The organism is Pseudomonas sp. SJZ078, from assembly GCF_007828255.1.
In the GTDB taxonomy this organism is placed as follows: Bacteria; Pseudomonadota; Gammaproteobacteria; order Pseudomonadales; family Pseudomonadaceae; genus Aquipseudomonas.
Genome location: NZ_VIUG01000028.1, coordinates 73,004 through 84,952, shown reverse-complemented (window position 1 = coordinate 84,952; position 11,949 = coordinate 73,004). Strand labels below are relative to the sequence as shown.

At 61.1% G+C, this 11,949-nt stretch carries 9 protein-coding genes and 4 tRNA genes; 2 read left to right on the top strand and 11 right to left on the bottom strand.

Annotation, left to right across the window (positions count from 1 at the left end):
- Nucleotides 1–296: 296 nt before the first annotated feature.
- Together FBY02_RS21680 and FBY02_RS21675 are read right to left on the bottom strand one after the other, a co-directional pair.
- Nucleotides 297–692: a hypothetical protein gene (locus tag FBY02_RS21680; RefSeq protein ID WP_144930196.1), complete on the bottom strand. Its 396-nt coding sequence runs from the start codon at nt 690–692 to the stop codon at nt 297–299.
- 176 nt (nt 693–868) lie between these two features.
- A tRNA-Val gene (locus FBY02_RS21675) sits at nt 869–945 on the bottom strand.
- A 185-nt stretch (nt 946–1,130) separates the two neighbouring features.
- Between FBY02_RS21675 and FBY02_RS21670 the strand changes: the two genes are divergently transcribed.
- The gene (locus FBY02_RS21670) at nt 1,131–2,414 is read left to right on the top strand and encodes an FAD-binding oxidoreductase (protein WP_144930195.1); all 1,284 of its coding nucleotides are present in this window, start codon (nt 1,131–1,133) and stop codon (nt 2,412–2,414) included.
- Between the two features lie 39 nt (nt 2,415–2,453).
- Here the strand turns inward: FBY02_RS21670 and FBY02_RS21665 are convergent, their stop codons facing one another.
- Both FBY02_RS21665 and FBY02_RS21660 read right to left on the bottom strand, forming a co-directional pair.
- Nucleotides 2,454–3,317 (bottom strand): PhzF family phenazine biosynthesis protein, encoded by an 864-nt coding sequence (locus FBY02_RS21665; RefSeq protein ID WP_144930194.1) that lies wholly within the window; start codon nt 3,315–3,317, stop codon nt 2,454–2,456.
- A 41-nt stretch (nt 3,318–3,358) separates the two neighbouring features.
- Nucleotides 3,359–3,988: a LysE family translocator gene (locus FBY02_RS21660; RefSeq protein WP_144930193.1), complete on the bottom strand. Its 630-nt coding sequence runs from the start codon at nt 3,986–3,988 to the stop codon at nt 3,359–3,361.
- 149 nt (nt 3,989–4,137) lie between these two features.
- Between FBY02_RS21660 and FBY02_RS21655 the strand changes: the two genes are divergently transcribed.
- Entirely contained in the window at nt 4,138–5,484 is a 1,347-nt protein-coding gene (locus FBY02_RS21655; RefSeq protein ID WP_144930192.1) for a PLP-dependent aminotransferase family protein, read from the top strand.
- Nucleotides 5,485–5,503: 19 nt separating this feature from the next.
- Here FBY02_RS21655 and FBY02_RS21650 read toward each other — a convergent pair whose 3' ends face one another.
- From FBY02_RS21650 to purF, 7 genes are all read right to left on the bottom strand, one after another.
- Complete coding sequence (locus FBY02_RS21650; RefSeq protein WP_144930191.1) at nt 5,504–7,555, bottom strand: pyridoxamine 5'-phosphate oxidase family protein; 2,052 nt, start codon at nt 7,553–7,555, stop codon at nt 5,504–5,506.
- Between the two features lie 290 nt (nt 7,556–7,845).
- A tRNA-Asp gene (locus tag FBY02_RS21645) sits at nt 7,846–7,922 on the bottom strand.
- Between the two features lie 87 nt (nt 7,923–8,009).
- Nucleotides 8,010–8,086, bottom strand: a tRNA-Asp gene (locus FBY02_RS21640).
- A 58-nt stretch (nt 8,087–8,144) separates the two neighbouring features.
- Nucleotides 8,145–8,220, bottom strand: a tRNA-Val gene (locus tag FBY02_RS21635).
- A gap of 166 nt (nt 8,221–8,386) precedes the next feature.
- Nucleotides 8,387–9,160, bottom strand: coding sequence for an SDR family oxidoreductase (locus tag FBY02_RS21630; protein WP_047700584.1), 774 nt, complete (start codon nt 9,158–9,160; stop codon nt 8,387–8,389).
- Nucleotides 9,157–10,368, bottom strand: a complete 1,212-nt coding sequence (locus tag FBY02_RS21625; protein ID WP_144930190.1) for an O-succinylhomoserine sulfhydrylase — start codon at nt 10,366–10,368, stop codon at nt 9,157–9,159. The genes FBY02_RS21630 and FBY02_RS21625 overlap by 4 nt, the downstream gene beginning before the upstream one ends.
- Before the next feature lie 58 nt (nt 10,369–10,426).
- Nucleotides 10,427–11,932 carry an amidophosphoribosyltransferase gene (purF, locus tag FBY02_RS21620; RefSeq protein ID WP_144930189.1) on the bottom strand — a complete coding sequence of 502 codons (1,506 nt, stop codon included), beginning with the start codon at nt 11,930–11,932 and terminating at the stop codon, nt 10,427–10,429.
- Between the last annotated feature and the right edge of the window lie 17 nt (nt 11,933–11,949).

Sequence of the window (11,949 nt, the reverse complement as noted above, 5' to 3'; positions counted from 1 at the left end):
CTCTCGAAAAACTTTGGAGAGACTTGAGCACGCGTTGCGAGCAGAGGTACATCAAGAGGCGCAGGCATTGGAATAGATTTGTGGGGATCCCTCAGGGACAGACCACAATTTGAGTTCACTTGTAATCGACCCGTCTCATTATCGTGGTCTGTCCCCCGTTCACTCACAGGTGAATTAATTTAGAGGGGCAAGAACGTTGAAAGCGACCGAAGAGGCCATATCGACTATTTTCAGGATGAAGGGGGCGCCTTCCTAACTCGGAGCCACTATTTTTGGCGGAATTTTGGGAAACCACATCAGAAATGCTCGCACCAACCGAGAAACGCTTCGTCGTTTTGCAGGAAGATGAAGGGTTTTCTGTCGCCCTCGTCGTACTCGTTGATTGTCAGTGCATAGATGCTTGAACCGACTCCCGCCCCCTGATCTCTCCGCATGGTCACTACGACCTTGTAGCTATTTTCCGTCGATCCGTAGTCAACGACTTGTGGATCGGTGACATAGGAGTTCTTCAAGACTCCTGCCATCAATCCAGTCTGTCTTTCCACAGTGAATTGTTTGTCGATGTAGATTCGGTTTATCGGCTTCTCTTTTGCAGCTACGGTGCTTTCAATCGTGCAGCGGTAGTCTTCTCCTGCCCATGCATTTGTTGCCCCAGCCAGAGCCAGCAGTGCAGCAGCTGTCCATGCTCTCATTGCGATTCTCTTGGTATGTTGTTACGGCATAGAAGAAAGGAGGTTTTCGGCGCTCACATTGCCCAGTGTGAACGAACCCGATATTTTTTTGGACGTTCTGATGAAATCCAAGACAACAAAAAAGGGCCCACCTTTCGGTGAGCCCTTCTAGACCGCCCAGCAGAGCGGATTTTGTTTGGTAGGCGCGATTGGACTCGAACCAACGACCCCCACCATGTCAAGGTGGTGCTCTAACCAACTGAGCTACGTGCCTGCTGTGAGGCGGCATTCTACGGAATTCCGAAGGGGTGTCAACACCTTTTTTTTCACCTAACCCTATGAATATGCAAAATATTTAATTTCCCCCAAGGGATGGAGATTTTGGAGGTGGCTGGCGGCCGATTTTTATCTCGGGTAGGATCTGCGCACTCGTAAAAAATATAAAACAGAGGTTGCAGAATGGCGAACACACCTTATCCAGCGTCCTATTACGCCGCGTCGGCCAACCCGGTGCCGCCCCGCCCGGCCCTGCAGGATGACATCGAGACTGATGTGTGCGTGATCGGCGCAGGCTATACCGGCCTGTCCTCTGCCCTGTTTTTGCTGGAGAACGGTTTCAAGGTCACGATTCTCGAGGCCGCCAAGGTGGGGTTTGGCGCTTCGGGCCGCAATGGCGGGCAGATCGTCAACAGCTATAGCCGCGACATTGATGTGATCGAGCGCAGTGTCGGCCCGCAGCAGGCACAGTTGCTGGGTAATATGGCGTTCGAGGGTGGGCGGATCATTCGCGAGCGGGTGGCGAAGTATCAGATTCAGTGCGACCTGAAGGACGGCGGTGTATTCGCGGCTCTTACAGCTAAACAGATGGGCCATCTGGAGTCGCAGAAGCGTTTATGGGAGCGCTTCGGCCATACCCAGCTGGAGCTGTTGGATCAGCGGCGTATCCGCGAGGTGGTGGCGTGCGATCAATATGTCGGCGGCATGCTGGACATGAGCGGCGGGCACATCCATCCGCTCAATTTGGCACTGGGTGAGGCGGCGGCCGTGGAGTCCCTGGGTGGGGTGATTTATGAACAGTCGCCGGCGGTGCGCATCGAGCGCGGTGCCAGCCCGGTGGTGCATACGCCGCAGGGCAAGGTCAGGGCCAAGTTCATTATCGTGGCCGGTAATGCCTATCTGGGCAACCTGGTGCCGGAGCTGGCGGCCAAGTCCATGCCTTGCGGCACGCAGGTGATCACGACCGAGCCGTTGGGTGACGATTTGGCTCATAGCCTCCTGCCCCAGGATTATTGTGTCGAGGATTGCAACTACCTGCTCGACTACTACCGGCTGACGGGCGACAAACGCCTGATCTTCGGCGGTGGCGTGGTGTATGGCGCGAGGGATCCGGCGAACATCGAAGCGATCATCCGGCCGAAGATGCTCAAGGCGTTCCCGCAACTCAAGAATGTGAAGATCGATTACGCCTGGACCGGAAACTTCCTGCTGACCTTGTCGCGTCTTCCGCAGGTCGGGCGCCTGGGGGACAACATCTACTATTCCCAGGGCTGCAGCGGCCATGGCGTGACTTATACGCATCTGGCGGGCAAGGTACTGGCCGAGGCACTGCGCGGCCAGGCCGAGCGTTTCGATGCGTTTGCCGACCTGCCCCACTACCCTTTCCCTGGTGGCCAGTTATTGCGCACGCCCTTCGCTGCGTTGGGCGCATGGTATTACGGATTGCGGGACAAGCTTGGGGTGTGAAACCCGCACTCGGCGGCCCCACGTGATGGATGGGGCCGCTCAATCAAGGGGCTGATGTTCAAAAAGCCCCTGTAACCTCCCCTCAACCTGAGTGCACGTTTCACCGCCAATCCAGACCTGGCCGGCGTCATCGCGACGCACATGGATGCGCCCTTTGCGACCGAGACGGGTGCCTTGAGCTGCAACATAGGCCTGCTCAACCAGGCCGGTCTCGAACAGCCACTGGGCCAGCGAGGCATTCAGGCTGCCCGTGACCGGGTCTTCAACGATGGCGCCCAGGTGGTTGCTGAAAAAGGCCCGGACCTCGAAAGCCGTATCACCACTGGAATGCGGCCCGATCACGCCAACGTCGATTCTGCGCGGCCAGTTCTGTGCTGCTTGCAGGGCCAGGACTTGCTCGGCCGAGGCCAGTCGGATGCCCAGCCATCCGGGACCATTATCGACCCAGGCCGCATCGACAACGTCGCACGGATCTATCCGCAGCAGTTGTAATGCCTCGCTCAACTCTTCCCCTGACGGAGTTCCGGAGCGAATCAACGCAGGAGCGGCAAAGCGAAGCCGGCCTTGATCACGACGAATGACCACGAGCCCAGCGCCGCACTCCTGGACAATGTGCACCTCATTCATGGGTTTGCTGCCAGTCGAAAGCCAGGCATGGCAACTTCCCAATGTCGGGTGCCCGGCAAACGGCAACTCCCGCTCCAACGAAAAGATCCTGACCCGGTAATCCGCGTCCGGGTGCGTCGGCGATAACACGAAGGCCGTTTCCGACAGGTTGAACCAGCGGGCCAGCCGTTGCATGCCAGCAGTCTCCAGCGCGTCGGCCCCCATCACCACGGCCAGTGGGTTGCCGGAGAACGGCTCGGCGCCAAACACGTCGATGATTTGAATCACAGGTTCCAAGGCATCCTCCCTTCGTTTTCCTGGGCTTCAAAATGCAGAAATCAATGGGAGGACAGGAGAAGCTTCAATCCCGCGACCGCGAACAATGCAGAGAAAAGCCCTTGAATCCAACGCCGCAGCCGGGTGTAGCCGGCGATCATCCTGGCCGTCGAAAACACGATGGCGTAGCCGCCGAAGATGATGATGCCGAGCAAGGCGCAACCGCCGATGATTGCAGGCAAGGTGCCGGTTGGCGCATCTTCACGGAGCCCGAGCGACATGATCGCCATCCAGGACATGATGGCCTTGGGGTTGCCGATGTGCATGAGTACGCCCTGGCGGTACAACGGCAGATAACGCCGAGCCTCCCGCCCGGCAACCGTCTCGGCGCTGTCGTGTGTCGATGCCATGGCAGCCTTGCCCGCGCGCATCGCCAGGTAGAGCAGATAGGCCCCGCCCACCGCCTTGATGATGAAAAGCGCCTGGGCATAAGCGGCCAACAATGCGCAGATGCCCGTCGCCGCCAGGAATGCCCATAAGAGTGAACCGGTCATGACGCCGGATGCCAGGACCAAGGCGTGGGCGCGCCCGTCGCGCATCGCCACGCCCATGATCGCCATATTGCTCGGGCCCGGGCTGGCGGCGGCAAGGATGTAGCTGCCAAAGGCGAGCATGACCGAATGATCGAGCATTGGAATGTCCTCAAGAGGCGTCCGGGACGCGCGGCGTTTCCGTCGTTCCGAACAACTGAACCGTTGTTCCGCAAGCACCATAATGCGCGTGACACTTCATGACTATTGAAATAGTGTCACGCGACACTATTCGTTCAACGGGTACCACAATGCACCTTCAATCGCCCTGGACACCTCGCCTTGCGGACATCGACGCGAGCGCATCGGAACGCCTGGTGTGCGCCCTGGCCGACGACATCGTTGAAGGCCGATTGCAAAGTGGCGACCGCCTCCCCGCCCATCGGCAGCTCGCCTGGCAACTGGGGATCGGGCTGGGTACGGTGACCAAAGCCTATGCTGCCCTGGAACGGCGGGGGCTGGTGCGCAGCGTCAAGGGTCGGGCAACGTTCGTGGCCATCCTGCAGGCACACGAGCAGCGGCTGATCGATCTTTCATCCAACGTGCCGCCCGCCATGTTGACGAGCCGCCTCCTGGCGCGGACCTTGACGGGGATCGCGCGCAAGATCGACGCCGACCATCTCAATCTGTACTCACCTCCCGCCGGTCATCTGGAACATCGTCGCCTGTTGGCCCGTTGGCTGGAAACCCTCGGCATCGTGGTCGAACCGTCCCATCTGGTGCTGACGGGCAATGCCCGCCAAGCCATTTCGCTGGCTTTCGATCTCGCCTGCGGCCCCCACGGAGTGATCCTGACCGAACGCCTCACCTATCCCGGCGCGATTGCCCTGGCCCGGCGCAAAGGCCATCAGATGCAGGGGGTCGAGATCGATGCGCAAGGCATGCTGCCGGAGGCTCTCGTGCACGCCCTCGACCGTCTCGCAACGACTGCCAGCAAAGTGGTCTATCTCACCCCTACGCTTCACAACCCCACCACGGCGACGATGAGTGCGGCGCGACGGCAGGCTATTGTCGAGGTCTGTCGACAAGCGGGTGCGTGGATCATTGAAGATGGTGTCTATGCGCTGGGATCTGCGCCAGTACCTGCCCTTGCGACGCTGGCGCCCGAGAGGGTGTTGCACGTCAACGGTCTGTCCAAATCCCTCGGCCCCGGGTTGAGGATCGGCATGCTCACCCTGCCCGCCGAATTGCACGGTGCCGCGCAGGAAGCCTTGCAGGATATTCCCCTGGGCCCGTCGCCATTGTCCTGCGCCGTGGTAGAGGACTGGTTGTCCAACGGCGTGATCGCTTCAATCCAGCAGGACTTGCGTCACGAAGCGCGACGCAGGACAAGCCTCGCCACCGCATTGCTCGACGAGGCCGCACTCGTTTCGCATCCGGACGCTTATCACATCTGGCTACCGATGCCCCGCGACGCCGCTGATTCCTTCACCAAGGCGGCGGCACAGGCGGGCATCAGGGTGACGGCACCAGAATCGCTGATGGTGGATCGCGATGAGCCGATGACTGGCATTCGCCCGTGTCTTGGGGGGCCATCTTTCGAGGAGTTGACCCAGGGGCTGACCCGCCTGTCGAACTTGCTGAAGGCACCCGATTGAGCGAACACCTCCAACCGCCTCAAACGTCCAACACCAACGTCTCACTCCCCTGCGCCGGCACTGCGCAACAGATCAACACCTCGTCCGCCTCCAATCGTTGCGCCGGCATGTTCAGGTAATGCACCTGACCACTGCTCAACCGGGTCTTGCAGGTGCCGCAGGAACCTCCGCGGCAACTGAACTCCGGATTCAGGCCCCGTGCTTCCGCCAGTTCGAGCAACGTCCCGGCACCGGGTTCCCAGCGCGCTTCCTTGCCCGAGGTGGCGAACAGGATTTTCACCGCTTCATCGGCCATGGGCACCTGTTCGGCCGCTGGCACGCTGACTTCAATGTCACGAACCAGCGTAGACGGGCCGAAGGTTTCCGCGTGGATGCGATCATCCGGAATGCGCAATGCGCGCAGCCCATCGTACAGCGCCTGGGTAAAACTCCCCGGCCCGCACAGGTAGTAGTCGTAGTCATTCAGCGGGAGCAAGGTCTTGAGCAGTTCGACATCGATGCGGCCGGCCCTGTCGTAGCGGTCGGCCGAACCGTCGATGGGTGGCTGACTGATCACACGCAGGACCTTGATCTTGTCGCCCGCACGGGCCACCAGTTCGTCGATCTCATCGCGGAAGGCCAGGTCGGCGACTGAACGGCTGCTTTGTATCAGCCACGTCGGCCGCATGCGATTGATGCGTTTCCCTTGATAGACCACTTCGCGCAGCATCGACAGCAACGGTGTAATGCCAACCCCCGCGGCCAGCAATACCAATGGACGCCGCTCGGAGGCCTGGACCGTGAAATCCCCTTGGGGCGCCCGGGCTTCGATCTGGTCCCCGACTTGAATCCGATCATGCAGATGCGAAGACACCGAGCCGTCGCGTTTGACACTGATGCGCAAGAATTCGTCCGACGGTGAACTGGACACACTGTAGGTGCGGATGGCCGGCGCCTGCTGCCCTTCCAACCGAACCCGCACAGGCAGGTGCTGCCCCGGTTCAAATCCGGGCAAGCCAGCGCCATCACTGGCCTGTAGATAGAACGAGCGAATACCGCGACTCTCATCCACGATGCGCTCCACCCGCATCGAGCGCCAGTGGCTGCGCAAGGCTTCGGCCTGCAAACGCTCCGCCGCCTGCTCCCAACTGCCCGTCATCATCGAGTTGGGTGAGGCTCCCTCGGCCCTGTCCGTCCAACGCAACGGGATTGCGGCCTGACGGTAGACAACACGCTGTGGCTTGAAGCGCCATAGCCGCTCGGCGCCCTGGAACGCGGCAATTTCGGGGCTGTCCAGCAGCACCTCGGCTGAACCGCTCATTTGCAACAGGTCACCGCTCTGGAAGTCGATGAATACCAGACCGGCCCGGGGGTTCAGCAGGATGTTGCCCAGGGTGTTGAAAAACAGGTTCCCGGAGAAGTCCGGAATGGTCAGCGTCCCGTCTGCTTCCATTCGCACAAAACCGGGCTTGCCGCCGCGATGCGAGGCATCGACCTGGTTCTGGCCGTCGCGCACGACGTAGGTCGCGACGTAGAACGAGTCGGCAGCGGTGACCATGCGACGCACCTGCGGGTCCGCGCCGGTCAACTCAAGCACGGCGCCCGCCGCCTCATCGACGAAGGCGTACTGGCGCAGATTGATGTAGCGCGGGCAATTGCCGTAGGCCTGGGTCACGGCGATTTCAATACCCTCATCCGACTGGCGCAGTACGTTGCCATTCATGCGGTTACGTCGACGGGTATGCAGCTCGATGCCGAGCATGCCGATGGCATCGCCCTGCTGCATGCCTTCCTGGGCCGGGTCGTCGGGCTGCGGCGGGAGGCTGATATGCAGGCGTTCCGGCGTGGGGGAATTCATGAAGCCCGGTTGTCCCGTGCGAATCGTCGCCCATACATCGCCTTGCCGATCGACAGTTCCCAGTACTACGAAGGGCAACTGGGCATAGAACTCACGATGTTGGTCCGGCATCCACGAGCGGGCCAGTTGTCGTTGGCCGACACCCACCATCATGTCGACCGCACCGACTGCGCGTTGCAAAGTCAATTCACCCTCATGCCAAGGGGAAGGTTGCGAAGTCGAGACTTTATCCATTCGAGGTCACCTCGCGCACGCGACGACAATTCGCGCCAGCGGCTACGGTCAGGGTTCTTTCACCCCCTGCGGAGGTGAGCGTGAGCGCTCATAATCCCTCCGATGCTCCTGCGACGGAATCCGCACAAATTACAATCCACTCTTTCAGAAACTGGAATGATCGCAGGCGTGCTCTGAATTGCAGAAACAAAAAACCCCGGTCTTTCGACCAGGGTCTTTGCTATCGATCAGAAGAGGCGTTTCGGCTTTCTTCCTGGCTTCAAGGCGTTCAGTGGTCCTCGAAGCAGATATGGCGCAGCGGACGGGACTCGAACCCGCGACCCCCGGCGTGACAGGCCGGTATTCTAACCGACTGAACTACCGCTGCGTATCGCTGTGGACTTGCGTCCATTTGACTCGTCTGATCAGCCCCTTGGGCTTGATCTCGAACCAGGCGGACCTGACTCGGAAAATATGGCGCAGCGGACGGGACTCGAACCCGCGACCCCCGGCGTGACAGGCCGGTATTCTAACCGACTGAACTACCGCTGCGCGTCGGTGGAGGCTTTTGACAGCTTCCGTCCTGCTTTCGCAAGACTCTCATGGAACGTGGTGGGTGATGACGGGATCGAACCGCCGACATTCTGCTTGTAAGGCAGACGCTCTCCCGGCTGAGCTAATCACCCTTTGCTTCGCTGAGGCCGCGAAATTTACGCAGGTGCCGGAGCTAAGTCAATAGCAGGATTGGTTTTTTTTCAAAAACAGCGTCGAGCGGCAAGCTTCAAGCTGCAGGTCAAAAGCCTACCTCCCCGCTCTTACTTGCAGCTCGCAGCTTGCGGCTTGAAGCTGCTTTCATTCATAGATCATTTTCTTGGTCATGCCGCCGTCCACCACGAACTCCTGGCCCGTGACGAAACCGGCGTTGCGCGACAACAGCCACGCCACCATCGCCGCCACATCCTCTACTGTGCCCACCCTACCCGCCGGATGCTGGGCATGGTCGGCGTCGGTCAACGGCTCTGCACGGCGCTGGGACGGGTCCCGTGCGTCGATCCAGCCAGGGCTGACGGCGTTGACCCGGATTTCCGGCCCGAGGCTGATCGCTAAGGCATGGGTCAGCGCCAGCAGCCCACCTTTGCTGGCGGCATAGGCTTCGGTATCGGGCTCCGACTGCGCGGCACGGGTCGAGGCCAGGTTGACGATGGCGCCGTTGTGGGCACGCAGGTAAGGCGCACAATGCTTGGCCAGCAGCATCGGCCCGCCGAGGTTCACCGCCAGGACCCGATTCCAGTGGGCCAGGTCCAGGCTTTCGAGGGTAATGTTGTGCGGGTCGGCAATGGCCGCGTTGCACACCAGCGCATCGAGCCGGCCGAACTGACCCAGCACCTCGGCAATGCCGGTGGCGACCTGGGCTTCGTCCGCTACGTCCATGGCGATGAACCAGGCGTTATCACCCAACGTCCTGGCCACCTTGGAGCCGCGCTCGCGATCCAGGTCGGTCAGGACCACTTGCCAGCCTTCACAGATCAGCCAGGCGGCGATGCCCAGGCCAATGCCCCGGGCAGCGCCCGTCACCAGTGCAACCCGGCCATGGGTGCCGCTGGGCGGCGTTGCCAGCTCGATCACAAAGCCGCCAAGCCACGCGCCAGGTCGGCTTGCAGGTCGGCCACGTCTTCCAGGCCCACCGCAATGCGGATCAGGCTGTCGCGGATCCCCGCCGCTTCACGTTCCTGCGGCGACAGACGGCCGTGGGAGGTGGTGCTCGGGTGGGTGATGGTGGTCTTGCTGTCGCCCAGGTTGGCGGTGATGGACACCAGCCGGGTAGCATCGATGAAGCGCCAGGCGCCCTCCTTGCCTCCCTTGACCTCGAAGCTCACCACGGCGCCGAAACCGCGCTGCTGACGCAGGGCCAGGTCGTGCTGCGGGTGGCTCTTGAGTCCGGCGTAATGGACTTTCTCGATGCTGTCCTGCTGCTCCAGCCACTCGGCCAGAGCCTGGGCATTGGCACAGTGGGCTTTCATGCGCAGGCCCAGGGTTTCCAGGCCCTTGAGGAAAACCCAGGCGTTGAATGGGCTGAGGGTCGGTCCGGCGGTGCGTAGGAAGCCCACCACCTCTTTCATCTGCTCGCTACGACCGGCCACCACGCCGCCCATGCAACGGCCCTGGCCGTCGATGAACTTGGTGGCTGAATGCACCACCACGTCCGCGCCCAGTTTCAGTGGTTGTTGCAGCGCCGGGGTGCAGAAACAGTTGTCGACCACCAGCATGGCGCCCTTGGCGTGGGCAATTTCCGCCAACGCGGCAATGTCCACCAGTTCGGCCAAGGGGTTGGACGGCGATTCGACGAACAGCAATTTGGTGTTGGCCTTGATCGCCGCATCCCAACCGGACAGATCCGCCAGGGCCACGTAATCGACTTCCACGCCGAAGCGCTTGAAGTACTTTTCGAACAGGCTGATGGTCGAGCCGAAGACACTGCGCGATACCAGCACATGATCACCGGCGCTGCACAGGCTCATCACCACGGCCATGATCGCCGCCATGCCAGTGGCAGTAGCAACTGCCTGCTCAGCCCCTTCCAGCGCGGCGATACGCTCTTCGAAAGCGCGCACGGTGGGGTTGGTGTAGCGCGAGTAGACATTGCCCGGTACTTCACCGGCGAACCGCGCCGCCGCGTCGGCCGCGGTACGGAACACGTAGCTGGAGGTGAAGAACATCGGATCGCCGTGTTCGGCTTCCGGCGTGCGGTGCTGCCCGGCGCGAACCGCCAGGGTGTCGAACGCTACGCCTTCAAGGTCGCTGTCCAGCCGACCGGCATCCCAATCCTGACTCATGCTGTCACTCCTGCAATCGGTCAAACGCAAACCGGCCCCTCAGGGCCGGTTCGTCACTTTAGTTGTTGTACAGATCGATGATCGCGCTGACCGCCTGGGTCTTGGCCTTGGACGCATCGTTGCGGGCGCTTTCGATCTTGTTCAGGTAGGCCTCGTCGATATCGCCGGTGACGTACTTGCCGTCGAACACCGCACAGTCGAACTGTTCGATCTTGATCTTGCCGCCACCCACGGCCTCGATCAAGTCCGGCAGGTCCTGGTAGATCAGCCAGTCGGCACCGATCAGATCGGCGACTTCCTGGGTGGTGCGGTTATGAGCGATCAACTCATGGGCACTCGGCATATCGATGCCGTAGACGTTCGGGTAGCGCACGGCTGGGGCCGCGGAGCAGAAGTACACGTTCTTGGCGCCGGCTTCGCGGGCCATCTGGATGATCTGCTTGCAGGTGGTGCCACGCACGATGGAGTCATCCACCAGCATCACGTTCTTGCCGCGGAATTCCAGCTCGATGGCGTTGAGTTTCTGGCGCACGGATTTTTTCCGTGCAGCCTGGCCCGGCATGATGAAGGTGCGACCGATGTAGCGGTTCTTCACGAAGCCTTCGCGGAACTTAACGCCCAGGTGGTTCGCCAGTTCCAGGGCCGCGGTGCGGCTGGTGTCCGGAATCGGGATGACCACGTCGATGTCATGATCCGGACGCTCGCGCAGGATCTTCTCGGCCAGTTTCTCACCCATACGCAGGCGCGCCTTGTAGACCGAGATACCGTCGATGATCGAGTCGGGGCGCGCCAGGTAAACGTGTTCGAAGATGCACGGCGTGAGGCTCGGATTGGTCGCGCACTGGCGGGTGAACAACTTGCCGTCTTCAGTGATGTAGACCGCTTCGCCCGGGGCCAGGTCGCGAATCAGGGTGAAGCCCAACACGTCCAGGGACACGCTTTCGGAGGCGATCATGTACTCGACGCCTTCGTCGGTGTGACGCTGGCCGAAGACGATAGGACGAATGCCGTGGGGGTCGCGGAAACCGACGATACCGTAGCCGGTGACCATCGCCACCACCGAGTAGCCACCGACACAGCGGTTATGCACGTCGGTCACGGCGGCGAACACATCCTCTTCGGTCGGCTGCAGCTTGCCACGCTGGGCCAGCTCGTGGGCGAACACGTTGAGCATCACTTCCGAGTCGGAACTGGTGTTGACGTGGCGCAGGTCGGATTCGTAGATTTCCTTGGCCAACTGCTCGACGTTGGTCAGGTTGCCGTTGTGCGCCAGGGTGATGCCATACGGCGAGTTGACGTAGAACGGCTGGGCTTCGGCCGAGGTCGAACTGCCCGCCGTCGGGTAGCGCACATGGCCGATGCCCATGTGGCCGACCAGGCGCTGCATGTGACGCTGGTGGAACACGTCACGTACCAGACCGTTGTCCTTGCGCAGGAATAACCGGCCGTCATGGCTGGTCACGATACCGGCAGCGTCCTGGCCGCGGTGCTGGAGCACGGTTAGCGCGTCATACAGCGCCTGATTGACGTTCGACTTACCGACGATACCGACGATGCCACACATGCGACGCAACCCCTACT

Excerpts from the sequence above, each read along its gene's own strand:
- FBY02_RS21655 (WP_144930192.1), top strand. The coding sequence starts at position 4,138 with ATGCACCTTCAATCGCCCTGGACACCTCGCCTTGCGGACATCGACGCG.
- FBY02_RS21670 (WP_144930195.1), top strand. The coding sequence starts at position 1,131 with ATGGCGAACACACCTTATCCAGCGTCCTATTACGCCGCGTCGGCCAAC.
- FBY02_RS21625 (WP_144930190.1), bottom strand. The coding sequence starts at position 10,368 with ATGAGTCAGGATTGGGATGCCGGTCGGCTGGACAGCGACCTTGAAGGC.
- FBY02_RS21680 (WP_144930196.1), bottom strand. The coding sequence starts at position 692 with ATGAGAGCATGGACAGCTGCTGCACTGCTGGCTCTGGCTGGGGCAACA.
- FBY02_RS21650 (WP_144930191.1), bottom strand. The coding sequence starts at position 7,555 with ATGGATAAAGTCTCGACTTCGCAACCTTCCCCTTGGCATGAGGGTGAA.
- purF (WP_144930189.1), bottom strand. The coding sequence starts at position 11,932 with ATGTGTGGCATCGTCGGTATCGTCGGTAAGTCGAACGTCAATCAGGCG.
- FBY02_RS21660 (WP_144930193.1), bottom strand. The coding sequence starts at position 3,988 with ATGCTCGATCATTCGGTCATGCTCGCCTTTGGCAGCTACATCCTTGCC.